The organism is Gordonia soli NBRC 108243 (assembly GCF_000334455.1).
GTDB classification, from domain to species: domain Bacteria; phylum Actinomycetota; class Actinomycetes; order Mycobacteriales; family Mycobacteriaceae; genus Gordonia; species Gordonia soli.
The window spans coordinates 61657-86492 of the sequence record NZ_BANX01000001.1 but is presented as its reverse complement, the minus strand read 5'-3'; the positions used below and the strand labels follow the sequence as shown (position 1 = coordinate 86492).

13 protein-coding genes are annotated in these 24836 nt (G+C 67.7%); 5 read left to right on the top strand and 8 right to left on the bottom strand.

The window, feature by feature from the left end:
- Positions 1–43 precede the first annotated feature (43 nt).
- From GS4_RS00390 to GS4_RS00375, 4 genes are read right to left on the bottom strand one after another with little or no spacing between them, the layout of a single operon-like run.
- Entirely contained in the window at positions 44–826 is a 783-nt protein-coding gene (locus GS4_RS00390) for an ABC transporter permease (RefSeq protein ID WP_007616330.1), read from the bottom strand.
- A complete protein-coding gene (locus GS4_RS00385) occupies positions 816–2021 on the bottom strand; it encodes an ATP-binding cassette domain-containing protein (RefSeq protein ID WP_007616328.1) in 1206 nt (401 codons plus the stop codon). The genes GS4_RS00390 and GS4_RS00385 overlap by 11 nt, the downstream gene beginning before the upstream one ends.
- Entirely contained in the window at positions 2014–2274 is a 261-nt protein-coding gene (locus GS4_RS00380; protein ID WP_007616326.1) for an MbtH family protein, read from the bottom strand. The genes GS4_RS00385 and GS4_RS00380 overlap by 8 nt, the downstream gene beginning before the upstream one ends.
- Positions 2271–16241 carry a non-ribosomal peptide synthetase gene (locus GS4_RS00375; RefSeq protein WP_007616325.1) on the bottom strand — a complete coding sequence of 4657 codons (13971 nt, stop codon included), beginning with the start codon at positions 16239–16241 and terminating at the stop codon, positions 2271–2273. The genes GS4_RS00380 and GS4_RS00375 overlap by 4 nt, the downstream gene beginning before the upstream one ends.
- 398 nt (positions 16242–16639) lie before the next feature.
- On the opposite strand from GS4_RS00375, the gene rplN reads away from it, so the two are divergent.
- Genes rplN through GS4_RS00355 form a run of 4 tightly spaced genes read left to right on the top strand, consistent with a single transcriptional unit; the run spans position 16640 to position 18094 of the window.
- Positions 16640–17008 (top strand): 50S ribosomal protein L14, encoded by a 369-nt coding sequence (gene rplN, locus GS4_RS00370; protein ID WP_040508872.1) that lies wholly within the window; start codon positions 16640–16642, stop codon positions 17006–17008.
- A gap of 1 nt (position 17009) precedes the next feature.
- Positions 17010–17327, top strand: coding sequence for a 50S ribosomal protein L24 (gene rplX, locus GS4_RS00365; RefSeq protein ID WP_007616319.1), 318 nt, complete (start codon positions 17010–17012; stop codon positions 17325–17327).
- A gap of 1 nt (position 17328) precedes the next feature.
- On the top strand, positions 17329–17907 hold the full coding sequence (rplE, locus tag GS4_RS00360; protein ID WP_007616318.1) for a 50S ribosomal protein L5: 579 nt from the start codon (positions 17329–17331) through the stop codon (positions 17905–17907).
- 1 nt (position 17908) lies between these two features.
- Positions 17909–18094: a type Z 30S ribosomal protein S14 gene (locus GS4_RS00355; RefSeq protein ID WP_004019490.1), complete on the top strand. Its 186-nt coding sequence runs from the start codon at positions 17909–17911 to the stop codon at positions 18092–18094.
- A 113-nt stretch (positions 18095–18207) separates the two neighbouring features.
- Here the strand turns inward: GS4_RS00355 and GS4_RS00350 are convergent, their stop codons facing one another.
- On the bottom strand, positions 18208–18774 hold the full coding sequence (locus tag GS4_RS00350; RefSeq protein WP_007616305.1) for a DUF4262 domain-containing protein: 567 nt from the start codon (positions 18772–18774) through the stop codon (positions 18208–18210).
- 312 nt (positions 18775–19086) lie between these two features.
- On the opposite strand from GS4_RS00350, the gene GS4_RS00345 reads away from it, so the two are divergent.
- Positions 19087–20199 carry a glycoside hydrolase 5 family protein gene (locus GS4_RS00345; RefSeq protein ID WP_040508834.1) on the top strand — a complete coding sequence of 371 codons (1113 nt, stop codon included), beginning with the start codon at positions 19087–19089 and terminating at the stop codon, positions 20197–20199.
- Between the two features lie 5 nt (positions 20200–20204).
- Here GS4_RS00345 and GS4_RS00340 read toward each other — a convergent pair whose 3' ends face one another.
- Genes GS4_RS00340 through GS4_RS00330 form a run of 3 tightly spaced genes read right to left on the bottom strand, consistent with a single transcriptional unit; the run spans position 20205 to position 24777 of the window.
- The gene (locus GS4_RS00340; RefSeq protein ID WP_007616301.1) at positions 20205–21872 is read right to left on the bottom strand and encodes a glycosyltransferase family 39 protein; all 1668 of its coding nucleotides are present in this window, start codon (positions 21870–21872) and stop codon (positions 20205–20207) included.
- Positions 21873–21904: 32 nt separating this feature from the next.
- Complete coding sequence (locus GS4_RS00335; protein WP_007616299.1) at positions 21905–23410, bottom strand: glycosyltransferase; 1506 nt, start codon at positions 23408–23410, stop codon at positions 21905–21907.
- The gene (locus tag GS4_RS00330) at positions 23407–24777 is read right to left on the bottom strand and encodes a hypothetical protein (protein ID WP_157226434.1); all 1371 of its coding nucleotides are present in this window, start codon (positions 24775–24777) and stop codon (positions 23407–23409) included. The genes GS4_RS00335 and GS4_RS00330 overlap by 4 nt, the downstream gene beginning before the upstream one ends.
- Positions 24778–24836: the final 59 nt, after the last annotated feature.

Here is a 24836-nt window from a genome sequence, read left to right as displayed (position 1 = left end):
TGCCCGGGTCACCGGGGTGGTGTGACCCGGGCATCGGGCGCGGTCAGCGGTTGGCCGACCGACGATAGAGGTACAGCGACAACGGCACGCAGATCACCAGGATCACGACGCTGCAGATGATGGAGTACTCGGCCGCGTGCTCGGCCGGCCAGCCCGTCGGTGCGGGGAAATCGGGTGGCGATGCGTTCGCGAACTTCTCGCGCAGAGCCGTGGCGACCGCGGTCACCGGGTTCCATTCGGCGATCGGCTTCAACGGGCCGGGCAGGCTGCCTGCCGAGATGAACGCACTGGACAGGAATGTCACCGGGAACATCCAGAGGAAGCCGATACTCGTGGCCACCTCGACGTTCTTGGCGGCCAATCCGGAGACCGCACCGACCCATGCCATCGCGAGTGCGAACAGCAGCAGGATGGCGAAGGCGATCACCGCATCGGTGGCACTGCCCCGGATGCGCCAACCGATGACCAGGCCGCAGGCGACCATGATCACCACGCCGATGATGCCGAGCAGCATGTCGGAGGTGACACGTCCGGCGATCACCGCCAGCCGCGACATCGGTAGCGACCGCAATCGGTCGACGATGCCGTCCTCCATGTCGTTGGCGAGACCGACCGTGGTGATCGCCGCGTTGAAGACGACGGTCTGGGTGAAGATACCCGCCATCAGGAACTCGCGGTATGCGCCGCCGCCCAGGGTCGCACCGAAGACATAGGCGAACAGGAAGACGAACATCAGCGGCTGAACAGTCGCGCTCAGCAGAAGGGTGGGGATGCGGCGGACCGTCAGCAGGTTCCGCTCGACGAGTACAGCGGTGTCAGCGAACATCGATGCGCTCCAATCGTTGTGTCTCCGACTCGGAGCCGGTCGCGGCGCTGCGGCCTGCGAGGCCGTGGTCGCCGGCGTCACCACCATCCGCGCTGCCGTCGGTGTCGTCGTCGGGCGAGGCCTCGTGGCCGGTGAGCTTGAGGAAGACGTCGTCGAGGGTCGGGGTCATCACGGTGGCGTCGACGATCTCGATCCCCGTGGCGTCGAAGGCCTTGACGGCGGTGACCGCGCTGCGCGTGCCGTCGGCCACCGGAACCGTCCAGTGGGTCTCGTCGAGACGCTCCGGCTCGCCGACACCCAAGTGCGACAGCGTGCCCGCCACCTGGCCGGCATCCGCACGCGCGTCGACCTCGACGGTCAGGATCGACTGTCCGGCGGTCTCCTTCAAGGAGGTGGCCGTGCCGCGCGCCAGCACCGACCCGTGGTCGATGACGGTGATCTCGTCGGCCAGTTCGTCGGCCTCCTCCAGGTACTGAGTGGTGAGCAACACCGTCGTGCCGGAGGCGACCTGAGACCGGATGACCTCCCAGATCTGGCGTCGGCCACGGGGATCCAGGCCGGTGGTCGGCTCGTCGAGGATCACCAGCATCGGCCGGTTGATCAGCGCGCCGGCGAGGTCGAGGCGGCGGCGCATGCCGCCGGAGTAGGTGCGCATCGGACGGTCGGCCGCGGCCTCGAGGTCGAGGTCGGCGATCAGCTGCCGTGCCCGCTCGGATGCCTCACCGCGCGACAGCCCGTAGAGCTGAGCCACCAGTCGCAGGTTCTCGAAGCCGGTGAGGTTGCCGTCGACGGCCGCATACTGCCCGGAGACGCCGATGACGTCGCGGACGCCGTCCGGATCGGCGAGGGCGTCGATGCCGCCCACCACGACCGAACCGGAGTCGGGGCGCATGAGGGTCGCCACCGCTCGCACGGTGGTGGTCTTACCGGCACCGTTGGGGCCGAGCACGGCGTGGACGGTGCCGGCCGGAACGGTGAGATCGAGCCCGTTGAGGGCGTGCACCCGCGGACCCCGACCCAGCAGTCCGGATCGGAATGTCTTGGTCAGGCCGGTCAGCACCAGCGCCGGCTCGACGGTGGTGTCGCCGTGCCGCGCGTGACCTGCACCGGTGGATGCCGGGTCGATCGACTCGGCGCCCGTGGCCGCGCTCGGCTCGGATGTGGTCGTGGCGGTCAGGGTCCCGGAGTCAGCCATGCTGTGTCGCCCCACGCTGAGCCTCTTTCTCTGAGCTGTCGGCGGCATCGTCCATCGCCCGGATCAGACTGGCGGGCCGCATGTCCTGCCAGTTCTCCTCGACATAGGCGAGGCATTCGTCGTGGCCACTCGGGCCGAAGACGGTCGTCCAACCGTCGGGGACCGCAGCGAACTCCGGCCACAGCGAGTGCTGTCCTTCGCCGTTGACCAGCACCAGGAAGGTGCCCTCGGTGTCGTCGAACGGATTGGTCATCGCTGCTCCTTCTCGGAAGTGATGGTGATGTCGTTCTGACGGTGGCGTCCCGCCGGCTGTCGAGTCGGCTGACCGCGCCCGTCGTCGAGTGCGTGGAGGAATCCGGTGACGTTCTCCGGCAGCAGCATCCGAGCATGGGTGCTGTCGAGCCGGACATCGGTGATCGTGCCGGTGATGCGATCGATCCAGTCCGAGACCGCGGGCGGTCCCTGCGGCGGATCGACGGTGGCGCTGACGAACACGGCGTCACCGGAGAAGGTGCGCGGCTGCCAACTCTCGGCGAGTGGCGAGGCGTCGACGAACACGCGGTAGACCGCTTCGAGGTCGTCGCGGGACAGCTCCGCCAGCGGGCCGGCGGTGCCGTGCAACGCGTCGGCCACCTCGTCGAGATCCGGCTCGGCGTCCTCGGTGCCGACGTCGAGTCCGAACTCGGAGAGCAACTCGCGCACCGACGGTGCCACATGCAGTTCCGGACGATCGGCGACCACGTACGAGTCGAGCAGCACGAGCTGGCCGACGTCATGTCCGTCGCGCTGTAGTGCGACCGCCACCTCCTGCGCGACGATGCCGCCGAGCGACCAGCCCAACAGGTGGTACGGGCCGTGCGGGGCGATCTCGCGGATGCGTGCCACATAGTCGGCCGCGAGGTCGGCGATGGTCGCCGGGGCCTGCGCGCCCGACAGTGACGGGTTCTGCAGTCCGTAGACCGCGCGATCGCCGGCGATGTGTGGCAGCAGGCTGGTGAAGCTCCACGACAGGCCGATGGCCGGATGGATCACGAACAGCGGTGCGGGGGTGCCCTCGTTGCGCTGTGCCGGCGGCTTGCGCAGCGTCAGGACCGGGGCGAGCGCGGGCGAACTGCCCGTTCCCGCCGATCCCGGACCGCCGGTCGTGCCACCGGACAGTGCGGTGGCCAGCTCGGCCGGACTCGGCGAGACGAACAGCTGCTGCACCGACACCTCCTGCTCGAGCTGCTCGCGCAGTCGGGATACGACGGTGGTCGCCATGAGCGAGTTGCCGCCGAGATCGAAGAAGCCGTCGTCGGCGCCGACTGCGTCGATCCCCAGCACGTCGGCGAACACATCGGCGATGCTGCGCTCGAGCCCCTCCGCCGGGGTGCGGCCGACGCCGACCTCGGGCTCCGGCAGGGCGCGGCGGTCGAGCTTGCCGACCGGTGTCATCGGCAGTTGGTCGAGGACGGTGATGGTGGTCGGCAGCATGTGCCGCGGCAGCCGGCCGGATGCGTGCCTGCGCAGCTCGGCCGGGTCCGGGGTCGCGGAACCCTCGGCGGTCACGTAGGTCCGCAGGGTCGCCGCCCCCGATCGGTCGTCGACGATCGTCGCCGCGACGTGCACGTCGGGATGTGCGCCGATCACGTCGTCGATCTCCGACAGCTCGACCCGGAAGCCGCGGATCTGGACCTGGTCGTCGGCGCGGCCCACGTAGTCGAGCCGACCGTCGGGCGTCCATCGGACCAGATCGCCGGTGCGATACATCCGCTGACCCGCGTACTCGGGACCGGTGACCATCGGCGCCGGGACGAACCGCATCGCGGTGAGTCGCGGGCGATTGTGGTAGCCGCGGGTCACCTGGTCGCCGATCAGGTACAGCTCGCCGGTGACCCCGGCGGGCACCGGATGCAACCGGTCGTCGAGGACCAACGCCGCGACACCGTTGTTCGGTGCGCCGATGGTGACCTGGTCGGTGGCGTCCAGTTCCGCACTGTGCGTGGTGATCACGGTCGTCTCGGTGGGGCCGTAGACGTTCAGCAGATGCCGGCCCGGGGCCCACTGGCGGACGAGCTCGGCGCCGACGGCCTCGCCCCCGACGGCCAGACGCTGGAGCGTCGGCACCGTTGCCGGATCCATGCTCCCGACCGCGGCCGGGGTGATGAACGCGTGCGTCACCTTGTGGCGCGAGATGAAGTCGGCCAGATCGGCGCCGCCGTAGATCGTCGGCGGCACGATGACCAGTGTCGATGCACCACCGGCCGCGAGCAGGAACTCCAAGACGGAGGCGTCGAAGCTCGGCGACGCGAAATGCAGTACGCGCGAGGCGTTTCGCGGCTCCATCCGGTTGCGGAGCTCGTCGCGAACCGCGGCGAGACCGCGATGCGGCACCAGCACGCCCTTCGGCGTACCGGTCGATCCGGAGGTGTAGATCACGTACGCCAACTGCTCGACCGACACCTTCGCGAACCGCTCGTCGTCGGAGATCGGGGCGGGCGACGAATGCGAGATCCGGGTGCGGATCGCGAGATCGTCGATCGCGATCACCGGGAGGTCGGTCTCGATCGACGCCGCCGCGGCGGTGGTGGTCAACACCGACACCGCACCGCTGTCGGCGAGCATGTGCGCGATGCGGTCGGCCGGGTAGGTCGGGTCCACCGGCACGTAGGCCGCCCCCGACTTGATGACCGCCCAGATCGCGACCAGGGCCTCGATCGACCGCGGGATCGCCATGGCGACCACCGTCTCCGGACGCTCCGGCGTCGGGTCGGCGGGGATGCCCCGGCCGATGAGCAGGCGTGCGAGCCGGTTGGACCGTGCGTCGAGTTCGGCGTAGGAGATCGACTTCTCGACCCCGCCCTCGCCCACGGCGACCGCGGCCTTGCCGTCGGGGTTGGCGGCGACGGCCTCGGCGAGGATGTCGCCGAACGTGGCCGGCTGTGCGGGCGCGTCGCCGGGGACCGGACTCAGGGTCGCGACCTCGAGCGGGTCGGTGACCCGGATGTCGCCGACCGCACGCTGCGGGTCGTCGACGATCGCGCGGACCACACGCAGCAGTCGGGTGATCAGATCTGCGGCGTCGTGCTCGCGGTACCGGTCGGTTGCATAGGTGAGCGCGATCGCCGGTGCGTCCGCGTCCTGGTGCATCCCGGTGGCGGTGAACTGCAGGTCGAACTTCGCCGCGTGTGCGTCGACCTCGGCGATGTCGAGGGTGAGCCCCTCGGCGGCCGGCAGGCTCGCGCCGGCGACACCGTCGGTGAAGTCGTGCACCGACAGTGCGATCTGGAACAGCGGGTGCCGTCCGAGTTCACGCTGGGGATTCAGGTCGGCGACCACGTCGTCGAACGGGGCGTCGAGGTGATCCCATGCGTTCAGGTCGGCGTCGCGGACCTGGTCGATGAGCTCGGCGGCACTCGCCGACGGATCGATCACCGTGCGCAGGGCCAGCGTGTTCACGAACATGCCCACCACGCGCTGGTAATCGACGGTCGAGCCGGACCGCGGCGACCGGTTGGCCACCGGCGTGCCGATCACGAGGTCGCGACCCAGCCCCAGGCGATGCAGCAGGACCGCGGTTGCGGTGTGCAGCACGGTGAACGGCGTGGTCGACCGCTCCGTGGCGAAGCGTGACAGCGCATCCCGCAGATCCGCATCGACCGGCACGGTGATGGTCGTTCCCACTCCGCGGGCATCGTCCCCGGAGGAGTTCAGGCGATCCAGATCGAAGGCCGGCGGGACCGTGGTCTCGGCCGGTGCGCCTGCGAGCTGCGAGGTCCAGTAGTCGCGATCGAGGTCCGCGGTCGCGGCGGCCCCGTCCGAACCGGTCATCGTCGCCGCGTAGTCGCGGTAGTCGAGATCGGCCGGCTCCCACAGCTCGTCGCGCCCGGCGAGCCGTTCGCGATAGGCGGTCATCAGGTCGCCGACCATGGTCGGCAGCGATGCGCCGTCGGCCGCGATGTGGTGGACCACCAGGATCAGCGTGTGCTCGTCGGACTCGGCCTGACCATCAGATTCGGCCTGATCGTCGGACTCCGCGTGCCCCTCGGAGCGCACCAGTGCAGCCCGGACCGGGGCGTCGACCGTCAGATCGAATCCGGGAGCGCACATCTCGAGCACGTGGTCGGCGACGTCACCGGACTCCTGCGGTTCCAATGCGCCGATGATCCGGTACGGATCGTCGAGGATGGTGCCCATCGGGCCGTCGTCGGTCGCCGGGTAGACCGTCCGCAGGCTGGTGTGCCGGGCGAGGACGTCGGCGAGTGCGTCGCGCAGTGCGGCGACGTCGAGTTCGCCGCGCAGCCGCAGCGCGAACGGCATGGCGTACTCCGCCGATGCCGGACCGCTGCCGGCGATCGACCAGAGCCGACGCTGCATCGGCGCCAACGGGATCCGGTCCGGACGCGGGCGGTCGGCCACGACCGCGCCGGTCGGCTCGACCTCGGCGTCGACGGTCTCCGGATCGACGTCGAGGAGTGCCGCCAGGGCTGCGATCGTCGGGTTGTCGAACACCGCGCGGACGCGGATGGGCTCGCCGCGGTGGTGCACGTTGAGTCGGCTCACGACCGTGGTCGCCTGCAGTGAGGTGCCGCCGAGCGCGAAGAAGTCGTCCTCGGCCGCGACCTCGGTGACCGGGCGGTCGGTGACCGCCGCGATCGTGCGGGCCACGAGGCGCTCGGCCGGGTCCTCGGGCAGGCGACCGTTCGGGGCGTCGTCGGCGACCGCGGTCTGCGGGGTGGGCAGCGCCCGGCGATCGAGTTTTCCGTTGCCGGTCAACGGGATCTCGTCCAGCACCGTGATGGTCGACGGGACCATCTGGCGGGGGAGACGATCGCGGACGAATGCCTGCAGCACCGAGGCGTCGACGAGGGCATCCGTGGGGGCACCGGTCGGGGCGGCCGGTGTGACGTACGACGCGAGCGTCGCCTCCGAGCCGGTCCCGTGGACGACGGTGACGGCGAAGTCGACATCGGGGTGGGCGGACAGGACCGAGTCCACCTCGTCGAGTTCGATGCGGAATCCTCGGACCTTGACCTGGTTGTCGCCGCGACCGCGGAAGACCAGGCCGTCCTGGAGATCACGCATCACGATGTCGCCGGTGCGGTACATGCGTGCGCCGGGAGCGCCGTCGGGGGCGGCGACGAATGCCGTTGCCGTACGGCCCGCACGGTTGTGGTAGCCGCGGGCCAGGGCCGGACCCATGAGGTACAGGTCGCCCGGGGTGTACGGCGGCAGCGCGCGCAGCCGGTGGTCGAGGACCAGGGCGCGGGCGCTGTCGACCGGCCGGCCCATGGTGATCGGCCCGCCGGGGCGCAGCGGCTCCGACATCGTGATCACGATGGTGGTCTCGGTGGGGCCGTAGGCGTTCAGGAATCGTCGGCCTCGACCCCAGCGCTCGACCAGCTCGGGCCCGAATGCCTCACCACCGACTCCCAGCGACCGCAGGTGCGGCAGTTCGCGCGGATGCGCCGCCGCCAGCGCGGCCGGGGTGATGAATGCGTGCGACACCCGGTGCTCGTCCAGGAACTCGGTGAGTTCGTCGCCGCCGTAGATGGTCGGCGGGGCGATCACCATGGTCGCGGCGGCGTCCACCGCGATCAGCAACTCGAGCATCGACGCGTCGAAGCTGGGCGAGGCGAAGTGCAGCGTGCGGCTGTCGGCGGCGACGTCGTAGCGATGGGTCTGCGTCGACGCGAACGGAGCCAGGCCGCGGTGGGTGACCGACACACCCTTGGGGGTGCCGGTGGAGCCGGACGTGTAGACGATGTACGCGGCGCTGTCGACGTGGCGCGGGATCGAGCTCACCGGCACCGAGGCGCCGTTCTGGGCGCCCATCTCCAGCGCATCGGTGGTCAGCCACCAGATGTGATGGGGGACGTCGTCGAATCCGCCCGGGGTGGTGATCCCCAGCAGCGCACCGGAATCCGACAACATGTGGTTGATGCGGTCACTCGGGTACTGCGGATCGATCGGCAGCACGGTCGCGCCGGCCCTGGTGACCGCCCACACCGCGGCCACCGACTCGATCGAGCGCGGGATGGCGGTCGCGATGACGTCCTCGGTCCCTACACCGAGATCGACGAGATGGTGCGCCCACCGCGCCGACAGCTCGTCGAGCTGGGCGTAGGTGAGGGTGCGCAGACCGTCGTCGACCGCGATGCCGTCAGGATTCGCGGCGACCGCGTCGCCGATGATGTCGGCGAGGTGGCGGGGCGCGATGCCCGCGGGGGTCGCGACCTCGCCGTCGTCGGGCAAGAGCACGGTGTAGTCGTCCAACCGCAGGGTGGGGTCCTCGACGACCTGCTCGGCCAGTGCGACGAAACGTCTTGCGAGCCCGGCGATCCGCTCCTCGGAGAACACCGAGGTGTCGTAGGTGAACCGGGCCACATCGCCGCGGATGCGGAGTTCCAGGTCGAATCGGGTGGCCCCGGTGTCGACCTCCTCCGGGATGGCCTGCACGCCGTCGAGATCGATCGCACCGACCGTCGAACCGGCCGCCGAGGTCGGCAGGTTCTCGAAGGTGAGGGCGATCTGGAACAGAGGGTGTCGGCCGGTGCGCGGCGGGTTCAGCGTCGCGACCAACTGCTCGAACGGCATGTCCGACTGCGAGAGTGCCTCGAGATCGCCGCGTCGCACCACATCGAGGAGGTCGGCGAAGGTGGCGTCGGGCTCCACCCGGGTCCGCAGGACGACCGAGTTGACGAACATCCCGACCAGATCGGCCAGTCGCGGATCGGTCCGACCCGCCACCGGGGTGCCGATGACGATGTCGGAGGCGCGATGAGCGACGTGCACCTCGGGGTCGGCGTTGAGGCGGTGCAGCAACGCCGCGAACACGGCGTGGACGGCCATGAACTCGGTGGCCTCGCGACCGGCGTGGTCGCGCAAGGCGTTCCGCAGGTCACCGGAGAACGGCACCTCGATCACTCCGGCCGACCGGTCGGCGTCCGCCTCGCGATGGGCGTCCGGCAGCAGGATGGGCGTGACGTCCACGTCCTCGAGTTCGGTGCGCCACCACTGTGCGAGGTCGGCGAGTCGGCTGCCCTCCGGTGTGACGGTGGCGTTCTCGCGGTCGATGCCCAGGGTGTCGGCCTGCCAGCGCAGGTAGTCGCGGTAGTCGATGGCCGGCTGCTGTTGTCGGGGCTCGTTCCCGCGACGAAGATCGGCGTAGGCGCCGGCGATGTCGCGCGACAGCGGGGCCATCGACCAGCCGTCGGCGGCGATGTGGTGGATGACGATGGTCAGCTTGTGTCGTGGCGGTCCGTCGACCTGCTCATCGTTCTCGGACGTGCCGGCATCGTCGATGATGCGGTGCAGTCGTGCCCGGATCGGGGCATCGACGGTCAGGTCGAACGGCGCGCGCGCCAGCTTCTCCGACTCGGCGGTCCAGTCGGCGGCCGCGATCGTCTCCACCTCGAGCTCCGGCGCGACCTCGTCGGTCGTACGGATCCGGATACGGGGGCGGCCGTCGGACTCCGGGTAGACGGTCCGCAGCGGCTCGTGCCGGTCGACGGCGTGCCGCAGCGCGCCGCGGAGGGCATCGACGTCGAGCTCGCCGTGTAGGTCGAGTGCGAAGGCGATGGTGTAGGCGCCGGCGTCCGCGGACTCGGCTCCGTCCGCGCCGCCGTCACCGGCGAGCTGGTTGAGGAACCAGAGCTGCTGTTGGGCCGGTCCGGGCGCCACCGGGGCGTCGGGGTCGTGCTGCAGTTGCGCCAGCGGTCGCTCGTCGACGTCGATCGAGTCGGCCGATCCATCCGCGGCCTCGTTCGCCGTCTCGCCGGTGCTGCCGGCGGCCAGCCGTGCGAGATCCGCGATGCGGGGGTGATCGAAGATGGCGCGCACCGGGATCCGACGTCCACCGATCTGCTCCAGGTGCCCGACGATCTGCGTGGCCAGCAACGAGTTGCCGCCGAGGTCGAAGAAGTCGTGATCGCGACCGACACCTGCGACGTCGATGCCGAGCAGGTCGGCGACCGCCGCGGCGATCCTGGTCTCCACCTCGCCGCGCGGCTCGACGAACGCGGTCTCGCCGCTCACGTCCAGTGCGCCCTCCGCGTCGACCTCACTCGGATCGGGCAGTGCGCGCCGGTCGACCTTGCCGATCGGGGTGGTCGGGATCTCGTCGAGGGGGATCAACGTGGACGGCACCATGTGACGCGGCAGCTGATCGGCGAGCCGGTCACGGATGGTGCGGATGTCCGCGACGTCCTCGGTCGTCACATACGAGACCAGACGTGCCTGATCGCCCTCGCCGACGACCACGGTGACCGCATCGCGGACCGCGTCGTCGGAGGTCAGGGCGGCATCGATCTCGCCGAGCTCGATGCGATGCCCGCGGATCTTGGCCTGGTGGTCGGCCCGGCCGCGGTATTCGAGCGTGTGGTCGGTGCGCCACCGGACGAGGTCGCCGGTGCGGTACATGCGCTCGCCCGGCTCGCCGTACGGGTTGGCGACGAATCGCTTCGAGGTCAGGTTGCGGATGCCGTGGTAACCGCGGGCCAGGTGTGGGCCGCAGACGTAGAGCTCGCCGACCGCACCGGGCGCCACCGGCTGCAGGCGCTCGTCGAGCACCATCGCCGCGACACCGCGGATCGGGCGGCCGATGGTCACGAAGTCGTCGGGATCGATGTCCTCGGAGACCGTCGCGACGACGGTCGTCTCGGTCGGACCGTAGGCGTTGAACAGCCGACGGTCGGCCGACCACCGGCGCACTGCCTCGGGGTTCGGGTGCTCACCGCCGATGACCAGGGTCTCCAGGTCGGGGAGATCCTCGGGCCGCATCGTGGTGAGCAACGACGGGGTCAGGAACGCGTGCGAGACCTGCTGGGCCGCCATGAGATCGGACAGTTCGCGGCCGCCGACGATGCCGGCCGGGACGATGTACATCGTCGCCGCCGCACCGACTGCCATCAGCAGTTCGAGCACCGAGGCGTCGAAGCTGGGGGAGGCGAGGTGCATGGTGCGGCTCGACGAGGTGATGCCGAACTGGGCCACCTCGGCCGCCGCGAAGTCGGCGAGGCCGCGGTGGCTGACCACGACGCCCTTGGGCGTGCCGGTGGTGCCCGACGTGTAGATCAGATACGCGGGCTGGTCGACCTCGACCGGCGAGCGACGGTCGGCGTCGGTCACGGGGCCGCCATCGGCCGCATCACGGGCGGCCAGAACGTCTTCGGAGTCCAGCTCGACGACCGTCGGAGCAGTGTCGATGCCGTCGAGGTCGGGGCGCGAGATGTGGTCGGTCACCAGCAGGTTGGCCTGCGAGTTCTCGACCATGAAGGCGATGCGCTGGGTGGGGTACTCGGGATCGACCGGCACCCAGGCGGAGCCGGCCTTGGCGACGGCCCAGAGAGCGATCATCCAGTCCACACCACGCGGCAGCGAGACCGCGACATAGCGCTCGGGTCCCGCGCCCTCGGCGATCAACAGTCGGGCCAGGCTGTTCGACGCCCGGTCGAGTTCACCGTAGGTCAGCGATCGGTCGCCCGATGTCACGGCGACACGGTCGGGTGCGCTCGCGACGGCGGTCGAGAGCATCTCGGTGAAGTGCGCGACCGGACGATGACCCGGCCCGACGGCGGGGACGAGGTCGAGACGCTCGTGCGCTTCGAGGATGGTCACGTCGCCGATCACCGCATCCGGATCGGTCGCGACGGTGTCGAGCACGCGCTCGAGTCGCGAGGCGAGGCCGCGGACCGTCTCGCGGTCGAACAGAGCACTGGCGTAGGCGATCTCGACGCCCAGGCCGCGGCGACCGGGGTCCCTCTCGCCGTGCTCGGTGAAGGTGAACTGCAGGTCGAATTTCGTCTGGCCGGTGTCGACACGGGACGCCGTCGCCGACAGTCCGGCGAAGTCGAGCTCGATCGCCGAGGTGTCCTCGACGGCGATGGAGACGCCGAAGAAGGGATGCCCGTTGCCGCTGCGGACCGGGTTGAGCTCGGTCACCAGGCGGTCGAACGGGAGGTCGGCGTTCTCGAAGGCATCCAGATCCGCGGTCCGGAGATCGGCGAGAAGATCGGCGAACGACGCCGACTTGTCCACGGCAGAACGGAGGACCAGCGTGTTCACGAACATCCCGACCATGCTGTCGAGTTCGGCGTCACCGCGGCCCGACACCGGGGTGCCGACCGTGATGTCGTCGGTGCGCGATAGGTTGCGCAGGAGGGCGACGACCGCGGCGTGCAGGACCATGAACATGGTCGCGTCGTGGCGGTCGGCGATCTCGCGCAGACGTCGGTGCAGGGCCGGCGGCAAGGAGGTGTGGACCGTCCCACCGCTGAGATCCGATCGCAGTGGACGGGGGCGGTCGTACGGCAGGTCGGCTTCGGCGGGTGCGCCCACCAGGGTATCCGCCCAGAAGCGGAGCTGATCTGCAGCACTGGAGGATTCGTCGTCCAACCAGGCGTGGCGATCCGCGCTCACCTGTCGGTAGCCGACGGGCAACGGTGCCCACTCCGGGGCAGCGCCATCGCGGCGGGCGCGGTAGGCGGTGGCCAGGTCGCCCGCGAGCGGTGCGAGTGACCAGCCGTCGGCGGCGATGTGGTGTATCACCACGGTGAGGCTGTGGTCACTGTCGGCGTGCCGGACGAGTCGGGCCCGGATCGGCAGGTCCGCGGTGAGATCGAAGGCGGTACGGGCGAACTCGCGCACGTCCTGATGCGGTCCCTCGGACAGCACCGGGAGCTCGATGAGGTCGTCGCGGACGTCGGTGACGTCCTGGTGCGGGATCCCGTCGATCTCCTGCACACGGGTCCGCAGGGGCTCGTGGCGCCCGACCAGATCGTTGAGAGCTGCGCGCAGGGCGTCCGTGTCCAGGTCGCCGACCAGCCGGACGGTGAACGGGATGTTGTAGGTGCCGGCCTCGTCCGGGTCGAGACGCGCGGTGAGCCACAGGCGATGCTGGGCGGGGGAGAGCGGGACCGGTCCGTCGATCTCGACATGGGTGACCTCTACGGCGGCGGTGCCCGCGGCCGGCGCGTCGGCGTCGTCGAGTCCGTCGGCACGCAGCGCTGCCACGATCCCGGCGGCATGGTCGCCGTCGAAGATCGTCCGGATGCCGATGCGATGACCGGTCGCCTTGCTCAGACGGGCCGCGATGCGGGTGGCGGAGAGCGAGTTGCCGCCCAGTTCGAAGAAGCCGCTGATCATCGAGACCTCGTCGAGGCCGAGTACGGTCGCGATGGTCGCGGCGACCAGGTGTTCGAGATCGCCTTCCGGGCGGATCATCTCGGTCTCGCCGCGACGGATCGCAGGCTCGGGCAGCGCCCGACGGTCGAGCTTGCCGTTGGCGGTCGTCGGCAGGTCGTCGAGGACCATGATCACGGTCGGGATCATGTGATCGGGCAGTACGGTGGCGAGTTGCTCGCGGAGTCGACGATCGTCGAGGTCGGCTGTGCCGGAGACGTATCCGACCACCGCGGAGGAGTCGGCCACCAGGTCGTCGCGGACCACGACGCCCGCCGAGCTGACCCCGTCGAGCGCTGCGAGCGCGGCCTCGATCTCGCCGAGCTCGACACGCTGTCCGCGGATCTTGACCTGGGAGTCGCTGCGCCCGAGGTACTCCAGCGCACCGTCGGCGCGACGGCGCACCAGATCGCCGGTGCGGTACAGGCGCCCGCCCGCGCCGGTGGGATCGGCGATGAAGCGGGCCGCGGTCAGATCCGAGCGGTTGCGGTACCCCCGCGCGAGCTGGACGCCGCCGAGGTAGAGCTCACCGATCGCGCCGACCGGCTGCGGCTGCAACCGGTGGTCGAGGACGTGGGTGGTGGTGTTCCAGACCGGCCGTCCGATCGGCACCGTCGTACCGTCTGCGCGGCAACGGTTGTGGAAGGTGACGTCGATCGCGGCCTCGGTCGGGCCGTACAGGTTGTGGATCGGTGCGGAGGTGACCTCCGCGGTGGCGCCGACGGTGGTGGGTGTGAGTGCCTCACCGCTGGTGACGATGGTCGACAGCGTCTTGAGGTCGGCGCGGGTCTGCTCGTCGCCGCGCAGCGCGTCGGCGAAGGTCGCCAACATGGACGGGACGAAGTGTGTGGTGGTGACGCCGTGCTCGGCGATGACCTCGCGCAGGTACCAGGGATCGCGATGGCCGTCTGGGCGGGGGATGACCAGTGCGGCACCGGTGATCAGCGGCCAGTAGAACTCCCACACCGACACGTCGAACGTCGACGGTGTCTTCTGCAGGACCCGGTCGCTCGGGGTCAGGTCATAGGCGGCCTGCATCCAGCGCAGACGGTTGACGATCGCGCGATGGCTGATCATGACGCCCTTGGGCTTTCCGGTCGAGCCGGAGGTGAACAGCACGTAGGCCGCCTGGTCGGGGTGCGGGCGCCGGGAGCGCAGCGAGCGGGCCCCATCGTCCGGGCGCCGGGAGCGCAGCGAGCGGGCCCCATCGTCCGGGCGCCGGGAGCGCAGCGAGCGGGCCGAGGCCGACTGACCCGCTCCGAGCTCGCCCACCGGCAGGGTGGTGGCGGGCACCGCGTCGGTGTCCACATCCGACCCGGTGATGACCAATGCGGGCGCCGCGGTGGTCAGGATGTGCTCGAGACGTTCGGCCGGCTCCGCCGGATCGATGGGCACGAATGCCGCACCGGCGCGGGTGATCGCGTGCAGCGCGACCACCTGGTCGACGCTGCGCGGCACCATCACGCCGACGACGGACTCGGGTCCGACACCGAGGTCGGCCAGGGTCTGCGCGCCTGCTTCGGCGCGTGTCTGCAGGTCGGCGTAGGCCAGCGTCGGACCGTGGGCGTCCACCAGAGCGGACTCGTCAGGGAAGCGACGGGCGGCTTCGTCCAGCAGGTCCGGCAGGGTGAGGCCGCCGAGGTCGACGGTGTCGCCGTGGATCGACCGGTCCACAGCCGCCAGCTCGTCGGCGGTGATCAGTTCGAGTTCGGTGACCGGGAGGTCGGCGTCGGCGTGGACGAAGCGGTCCACGAAGTCGACGAGCCGGCGGTGGTGGCTCTCGATCTCCCACGGCCGGTACACGTTCGGGTTGGCCTCGAGGTCGAGCGCCATGCCGCCGCTGAATCCGTCGTAGACGTTGACCGACGCGTCCTCGACCGGGCCGGTGGACAGGACGTTCAACTGTGCGCGCAGCGAACCGAAGTCGATGTGCTCGAAGAAGAGCATCACGTTGACCATCGGGCCGAAGAATCCGCGACGGCCGCTGGGGGATGCCAGGACGTCGGCGACGATGTCCTCGTGGCGGTAGCGCTGATGCTTCAGCGCGCCCTTGATGTCGGCATTGGCATGCTCGAGCAGGTCGCCGACGGTGGTCGGATGGTCGGCCGACTCGTCGATGGCGAGGCGGATCGGCACGACGTTGGACGTCAGTCCCGCCGAGGTGCGCAGGATGTCCCGGTCACGAACGGCAACCGGCAGACTGAGCATCGCCTCGGACCGGTCGTTGAACCGGGCCAGGTAGAGCCCGACCGCGGCGGTGATCACCGATGCGGGGCGGACGTGGTGATCGTGGGCGACCGTGCGGATGCGCTCGACGAGGTCGGTGCGCAGCGTCGCGGTGCGGACCGATGCGGTGGGGGCTGCGACGTCACTGCGCTGCGAGAACGAGGTGAGCTCAGGCCCGGCCGGACCGGCGTCGTCTCCGGTGAGGCGTCCGGCCCAGTAGTCGCGATCGGTGCTGAACCGCTCCGAGTTCCGGTACGTGTCGTCGATCTCGGCGATCTCGGCGATGGACGCCATCTGCACCCCAGGGCTGTCCTCGCCTGCGGCCATGGCGGTGTAGTGCTGTGCGACACGGACCATCATGAACATCGCGGCGTAGCCGTCGAAGGCGATGTGGTGGCCCCAGCAGTACCAGATGACGTGCTGCGGTCCCAGGTGCAGCAACCAGGTCTCCAGCAGCGGGTCGGAGAACAGGTCGGTGGGGCGCGACCGGTGTTCGTCCATCCAGGCGACGGCCGCGGCGCGCGGGTCCTTGTGGTCGGAGAAGTCTCGATGGCCGAGGATGATGTCTCGACTGTGATCGACCTGGACCAGTGGCTCGCCGTCCTCGGTGGGGACGAGGCGGATCTGGCCGGACTCCACCTCGGAGCTGGTGACCTGCACGGCACGATCCATGATGTCGCCGTCGACCGCGTCGCTGAACTCGGCGAACGCCGCCACGGACATGGGGACGTCCGGATCGATCTGTTGTGCGTAGAAGATCCCTCGCTGCGCCGCAGTCATGGGCAGCGCCACGTCGGGTTCGGTCATGGACTGGATCGCGTCATGGGTGGTCACGCCGGCCTCCTTGCCATCTGGCTGATGTGCCATACACGGGTTGCTTCGCCCTGCATCCCCCCGCGGATGGTTCGAGCTGGCTGTTGTGCCGCACACAGGTGCTTCGCCTGTGGGTGTGCGGCGGATGGGTCCCGAGTCGAATGTTTTCGTTGTGGCGACTCACACATCCGGTCGGTGCCCGATGGCCGAAGGCAGGATTTGGCCGCGACCTGCGGCTTCCCCTACACTTGAGCGGTTGCCTACGGCATTCACGTGCCGTGAGCCGATCCACGAACCCACTGGTAGCCGATTTCGTATCGGCGAAACACCAGGCAGGCGTGGTCTCGGTGGCAACGGACCGTGTGCGTCGGGTCGGAAATCCGGCGTGCAGATACATCCAGGTCAAGGAGACCAAGACAGTGATCCAGCAGGAATCTCGCCTGCGGGTCGCCGACAACACCGGTGCAAAGGAAATCCTGTGCATCCGCGTGCTCGGTGGCTCGTCCCGGCGTTACGCCGGCATCGGTGACGTGATCGTCGCCACTGTCAAGGACGCCATCCCCGGCGGCAACATCAAGCGGGGCGAGGTCGTCAAGGCAGTCATCGTGCGTACCACCAAGGAGCGTCGTCGTGCCGACGGCTCCTACATCCGTTTCGACGAGAACGCGGCCGTCATCCTCAAGGGTGAGAGCGATCCGCGCGGTACCCGCATCTTCGGTCCGGTCGGCCGTGAGCTGCGTGAGAAGAAGTTCATGAAGATCGTGTCGCTGGCACCGGAGGTGATCTGACATGAAGGTCCACAAGGGTGACACCGTGATCGTCATCTCGGGCAAGGACAAGGGCGCCAAGGGCAAGGTCATCCAGGCCTTCCCGAAGGAGCAGCGGGTCCTGGTCGAGGGCGTCAACCGCATCAAGAAGCACACCGCGGCCTCGGCAAACGAGCGCGGTGCCTCCTCGGGCGGCATCGTGACCCAGGAAGCCTCGATCCACGTCTCGAACGTGCTGGTCGTGGACTCCGACGGGAACCCGACCCGCATCGGTTACCGGACCGACGAGGAAACCGGCAAGCGTGTGCGCATTTCCCGGAAGAACGGGAAGGACATCTGACATGACCACCACAGAGAACGCTCAGCCGCGACTGAAGACCCGCTACCGCGCGGAGATCAAGGACGCGCTGAACTCCGAGTTCGGCTACGACAACGTGATGCAGATCCCGGGTGTCGTGAAGGTCGTCGTGAACATGGGTGTCGGCGACGCCGCCCGTGACTCCAAGCTGATCAACGGCGCCGTCGAGGATCTGGCGAAGATCACCGGCCAGCGTCCCGAGATCCGTCGGGCCCGCAAGTCGATCGCCCAGTTCAAGCTGCGTGAGGGCATGCCCATCGGTGCTCGCGCCACGCTGCGCGGCGACCGCATGTGGGAGTTCCTGGACCGTCTGGTCTCGATCGCACTGCCGCGTATCCGCGACTTCCGCGGACTGTCGGACCGTCAGTTCGACGGCAACGGCAACTACACGTTCGGCCTGAACGAGCAGTCGATGTTCCACGAGATCAACATCGACAACATCGATCGTCCCCGCGGTATGGACATCACCGTCGTGACGACCGCGACCAACGACGACGAAGGCCGTGCGCTGCTGCGTCACCTCGGCTTCCCGTTCAAAGACAACTCCGTGAAGGAGGCCTGACATGGCAAAGAAGGCTCTGGTCAACAAGGCCAACAAGAAGCCGAAGTTCGCCGTGCGCGCCTACACCCGGTGCAACAAGTGCGGTCGTCCGCACTCGGTGTTCCGCAAGTTCGGCCTGTGCCGAATCTGCCTGCGGGACATGGCTCACGCTGGTGAGCTGCCGGGCGTGCAGAAGTCGAGCTGGTGACCTCGAATCCGTAGCGTGAACACGCGGTCATCGCGTGTTCGGGCCACGGATCGATGAGACTCACGATGGCGGCCCCATCTCCATAACGGAGGTGGGGCCGCCATCGTCGGCTCTCAGCTCGCGTCGCGACCGCGCCGGATGATCCGCGGATCGGGCAGGCGAGACGAGCCGTCGACGACGATGCCGCGAATGTACTGGTGCTCGGGCCGTAGCGTGTAGTCGGGATCCCACGGCCACCGACCGCGATCGTCGGGCCAGACGGCCTGTACCGCAGCCGCATCCGGGAACAGCAGGTTGGCCATCAGGAGATCGTCCTTGTCGATCATCTCGATGAGGCGTACCGGGACGTCGAGCGCGTCGAGATCCACGGTGACCCCGGCGTCGGCGATGCCGCGCCAGTCGTAGCGATGCAGGAGATGCCCCAGCTCGTTGAGCACCCGGTTGCTCGTGAACGGGTCGAGGCCGTAGACCGCCAACTCCGGGATGTCGTGCAGCGCAAGCCCCGACGTGTAGGCGAACGAACAGTCGGGCGCGGTGCAGTCCGGTCCCGCGCACGCGCAGAGGTCGGACACCGCGGTGACCTGCCAACCGCTGCGGCGGATGGTGTCGATGGTCGCGCGGACGTGCGGGTTGGGATGCCACCGGGGCAGACCGCGGATGGCGGCGGCGTGGTCGGACATCGTTCGCTCCTTTGTTCGACTGATGTCGATGAGCAAACCATCGGGGTCCGACAGAAACGCGCGAGCCGATTCACAGCCTGTTCTACCGCCGCTTCGCGAAGGGCAGGAGCCGATGCCGCGAACTCATTCGTCGGTTGCCAGCCCTGTGGGCGCGGGCACGCGAACAGCGGGTGGGTACACGTCCGGCGGGGAAAGGTCGGGCGTGGTCTGCAATCGGGTCCGACTGCCGAACCCGTTGAGCGCGACACGGCAGGTCTCGCGGCGGATGCAGAGATCGGTTGGACCCGTCGATGTGTGGCTAACCTCGAACCCATGAGGGTGTTCGGACGAAGTCGCGGCATCCGGGTGGTCTGCGCGGGTGTGTTGATCGCCGTGTTGCTTGCGTGTGGCGGCCCATCGGACTCGAGTGCCTCTGACGATGTCCGTGCCCTACCCAATGGACTCACACTTGGTGGTGAGCGCTGGTGGCCGGCGGGATTCAACGCTTATCAGCTCGCGACCGATTGGACGATGAACGCTGGATGCGGCGGGACGGTCGACCTCGACTCGTACTTCGGCGCACTGCCGGCCAAGGCTCTCACCAGGTTCAATCTGTTTGCCGCATTGGCCGTCGACAAGAACACGGGTGCACTGGATTTCAGTCGTATGGATGCGATCTTCGCAACTGCAGCCCGGTACGACCAAAAGCTCTTGCCGGTGCTCACCGCGAGCGAGGGTTCGTGTGAGGGCGATCAGTTCAAGGAACGCGGCTGGTATGTCGACGGTTGGCAGAACACCAGATCGGCCGGGCGCATGACATTCGAGGATTGGCTGCGGACGGCCGTCGTCCGCTGGCGCCATTCGTCGTCCCTGGCAGGTTGGGAGATGGTCGGTGAGCCCGAACCCAGCATCTGTGGCGACGCTTCGTGTCGTTGGCAACAACGCGAGTGTCCAGCCGACGCGGCACAGATCCTGCGCAGCTTCTTCGACAGAGCAGGCGATCGCCTGCGGCGGCTGGACCCGACGCATCCGATCTGGGCGGGGCTCACCGGTGGTGGGCAGTGTGGGACCGCCGGCCGCGACTACGAATACGTCGCCCGATCCAGTGGTGTCGACGTTCTCGATTACCACGATTACGGATCGGATGGAGTTCCACTTCCCGGTGATTCATCGAATGGGTTGGCCGAGCGACTCCGACAGTCCCATCGAGTGGGGAAACCACTGGCAGTCAACGAAATAGGGCAGAGTGCAGGGTCATGCCGATCGATGCAGGATCGGACAGCGGACTTCCGCAGGAAGGTGGTCGGACAACGTGCGGCCGGGACTGCCACTGCGCTCTTCTGGGCATTCGTACCCGATCCTCGGCCGGGCATGTGCACCTATGACATCGGCGAAGCAGATCCGACATTCGACCTGGTGGCCGAGTTCACCCGCTGGCGCGACTGATCCAGTCAGTGCGGATCCGCGCCGGCGAGGACCTCGTACACACGCCACGTCGGTAGGTCGGCCCCCGCGTTGGGGACCTCCAGATGAAGTCGTCCGATGTCGCTCCCGGTCTCGAACAAGGTGGGGTAACGCTTGTTGAGGGAATCAGTGGTCCCGCGGCCCCGCGGAGGCACTGAGAGCAGGTATCGCACCCGGTGACCGGCGGGGTCGTTCAGTATCTCGGTGAAGTCCTGGTCGGACGGGATGACGAACTGTTTCGGATCGGACGAGCGTGCCACGATCGCGAAACCGTACAGAGTGTCGACCACGACGCTCCCCTCCGGAAGTTGCTGTGAGTCCAGCCAGTGCGCAATCTGGCGCTCGGTGGAGAAGGATCGCGCCGCGCGCTCGTCTTCTGCCACTCTCGCGCCCGTGGCGTCACTGTCGTCGGCGAGCACGGTGTGCAGTGCGGCTTCCTGAGGCGCGAGGGTTTGCGATTTCATCGCCTGCCACGATGTCGGGATGCTGAGCGCCGTACACAGGATGACGACCATGGACGCGACGGTCCTGGCGTGACGTCCCCTGCGCGTGAGAGCTCTGCGGTGCGGCAGATCGGCGAACCTTCCCGGTCGTCGTGACGGGACGGTGGCCTGTGCCGGCAGTGCAAGTGCCGCCGCGACGGCGCCCAGAGGGATGACCGCGATGTAGAAGCGCAGGAAGCCGAACGTCGAACCCGTGATGTAGCTGTATGTCTGAAAGGCCAGTACGGAGCCAAAGAGGAGGAGTGGCACGGCAAACGGTGCGAAGCGGTGGATCCGCATCCGCAGCGCGGCCACGACGACCAGACCCACCGGGAGGGCCGGGAACAAGACGATGAGCTCGGTGAGTGAGAATCGTGCGTTGGCCAGTGCGCTGTCGGCGGATGTACCGGACTGTTCGATGATCGCGGAGTTGCCGTACTCGGACGTGAACTGAGCCAGTGCGTTCCCGGTGATCAGCCAGCTGGTGACTGCCCACAAGACGAATGCGAAAAGGGGCGGCAGTATCACCAGCGACGAGTCGACCGCAGCACGCTGGATCCGGCGGCGGGTAGGTGCGCCCGTCTGGCCTCTACGTCGGAAGGTGACCGTGCACACCAGGACAGCGGCACCGACAGTGGCCGCGACTGCGTCATACCGGGTGAAGTACGCGAGTCCGAGGGCTATGCCAGCAGTGACCAGGTCGTGTACGTCGTCGGAGTCCACCCAGCGGATCAAGCGTCGCGCGGCCCAGCACATGAAGCAGAGAAACGGAGCTTCGCTCATCCCGTTCGCCCCGTAGAAGACGATCATCGGCTGTATCGCGAACAGCGACGCTATCACCACCGAGTACCACCAGGCCGTCTCCCGATCGCGGGTCACACCGAAGACGTGGTACACCGCCGCAGCCATGAATGCTGCTGACATGATCACGGCCGAGAGCGCGTCCGCGGTCATCGAGGGAACCATCGGCGTCAGTGCCGTCATCGGCAGCTGCGCCAGCGCGGTCAGAGGAGTGAAGATGAAACCTATTGCTGCCACGTGAGGATCTCGACTGAACAGCACACTCTGCGCGGACTGCACGCGCGACAGCGAATCGCCGACGAAGAACTGCTGGTCGACGGCCAGCCAGATTCCGCACCCCAGATACAGGCCGAAGCACGCGACAAAGATCATCACGCCAGAATGCGAATGACGAAATGTCGGTCTCACGGCGGTCCGACCTCTGGATTCTGCTCCGTCGTCCGCGAGGATGAACCAATGCCGTGAAACGTCTTCTCCCAGTAGGAAGGATTGCGAAGCATCTGCCACATTCCTTTGAGGGCCGCGATGCTCATGAGCACCCAATACGCAGGAACCAACAGCGCAGGCCAGAACAGATCACTGCGGTCGTCTTCCCGTAGCGCGACGATGTTCATGTAGACGGTGGCGGTGTTGCCGATCAGAAGCGATACCAGCGCCGGATAGTAGGTGGCCGGAGGGAAGATCTCGACGATGATGCTTGGCTGCCCGAGGATCCACGTGATCATGAGCAGCCAGAAGAGCATGTTGGCACAAGCGATCAGGGGGGTTCCCGCAAACAGTGTCGTGAAACGGAAGAAGCCGACCGGGCCGAGTGTCCGGAACAGCGCTAGTGGCCGACGCATGTGAACCAGCCAGGTCTGGAAGTAGCCCTTGTACCAACGAGAACGCTGGCGTATCCAATTGATGGCATCGATGTTCGCCTCCTCCAGCGTGACCGAATCGATGACCGCGGTTCGATATCCACTCGCCGCTATGCGCACCCCGAGATCGGCATCTTCGGTGACATTGAACGGGTCCCATGTACCGATGTCGTCAAGAACGGCACGGCGTAGGTGATTCGATGTGCCCCCCAGGGGGATTGGCGATCGGCTCGCCATCAAGCCGGGTAGCAGGAATCCGAACCAGATTCCGTAGTCTGCGGTGAACCAAGCAGTCAGGATGTTGTCTGTGGAATTGTGGAAGTCCAGTCGCGATTGAACACAGGCGACTGTGTCGTCCAGTTCAGCAAATGCCGCGACGGCGCGCCGGAGTTGGAGTGGATCGGGGATGTCCTCGGCGTCATAGATCGTGACGAATTCGCCTGTGGCGAAGTGCATGCCGTAGTTGCACGCTTTCGGCTTGGTCCGCGGGTCGGCGGGCGGGACCAGAATGACGGTCACGAGACCACCGCGATCGACACCGGAGGCGGCGTCGATCGTGACCTCGTCATCCTCCTCGAGGAGCAACATTATCTGGAGCTTGGCACGTGGGTACTCCAACGATTCCATTGCGGCCACCAGATCGCCGACGACTTCGGGTTCGTCGTAGGCGGGAACCAGTACCGTGTACGGCGGCAGATCGTCGTCAGGGACAGCTCTGGCCTGTTCGTCGCTGATGTGTATCGCGCCCCCGGCGAGACCGCGCCGGAAGATGACCAGGCGGTCGAGCATCGTTGCTATGTATGTGAAGGTCGCCAATCCCACCATCACAGTGGCGGTGGCTACCGGAGCCAATGCAAAGCCTACGACGATCGTCGCGGCGATCAGAGCAAAGGCCGCCTTCTGCCAGCGGACGAACGGAACGGCCGCAGACAGGAGCGGCGTCTTCAGGCGGATGCCGTTGACCGACTCTTCGAGCGCCGCCCGCTTGAATTCGACCGAGGCCAGATCTGCGTCCGGTTCAGTCGGCTTCCTCGACGGTTCGCCGGTCATGACGCTGCCGCTCGTCCCGCTGCCTCCACCTGGGCATCGATGATCTGGTTGGCGGCGGTCACGATGAGATCACGGTCCTTGAAGTTGGGATCTCGATCCTGAGCAATCGCGTTACCGCGAAAAAGCACGCTCAGTACGGAATTGACATTGGCGACAGTGGTCAGTTCGGGTTGGGGGAACACCGCGCCCGCTTGATGATCGTCCACCGACAACAATTGGATCCCTTGTGCTCGCGCGCCATCACCCCACCACCACGTCATCCGGGTGTAGGTGAGCAACGCGGAGTCGTCGACCAGAGTGCTGAGTCTGCCCTGTACCCCGTGGTCCAGATCGATCGGGACATCGTCACTGAACCGATCGCCGACCAGGTTGTATACGACATTCACCGGATACACGCTGAACAAGATCGGACGGTTGGTGGAAATGGTGTCCGCGACGATTTTCCGAGGTCGGTTGGCCCTGTCCCAGGCTGGGTTTCCATCGAGCGCCACAAGTTCTTGGCGATACATCAATCCGTCGGTTCCGTATACGCGTCTCGCCCAGTCGTACTCTCGCACCGAGACTTCGCGCCATTGCGGCGGCACTGTCAGCGGGCGCCCGATCTGTAGGTGCGGTATCTCAACGGCCGGTTGAACGGCGAATGTCGGTACCTGGATGAAGTGAACGGCCGCACCCACCAACAGGAGGACGATTGCCGGTCTCCTCGCTGTGGAGGTGGCGAGCGGCCGATCGAGCCTGTCGAACATCCGCCTGGTGACGAGTCCTGTTCTGGAGCTGTCGTGGTACATGATCAAACCGGCGATCACCGGTGCGGCCACCGAGGGCAACCAGATGTACACGGCGCGAGGAGCTCCCGGAAATCCGACGTGAAGGATCGCCAGCACGGTCAACCCGACCAGCGCGGCGAGGAGCGCGCCGGTCAGCGCCCGTCGCGACGACCGTGCTGTTGCTGTTGCCGCTGCAACGACGGCCACCACCAGGACAACCAGGCCCGCCGCAACTGTGGAGCCCCCGAAAATGAGGATGAGAAGTCTCGGTGGGAACGGGAACATCGTCAACAAGATCACCCATGCCTGCCAATAGCGGCCCGTCGGCCGCAAGCCGAACATGAGAACCGACCCCGCGAGGATGAAAACCCAGAGTGACAGCAGATCCAGATGCAAGAGGAGGTAGACGTTGGAGTACCGGGGATTCAGCAGGCCCTGGGTCACCACCGCGATGATCAGGAGCAGCCCGCCGACGATGGCGTCGGCCTGTCGATCATGTATCGGGAGTTCACGTCCGACGCGCAGCGCGATGCCGAGCGCCGCGACCCCCGCCAGAACGAACACCAGGGGTAGATACACCATCAGATTGCCGGTGCCCATCTCCTGGATGACTGCGACCGCCGTGTGCGAGTAGGCGACTGAGGCGCACGTCGCGATCA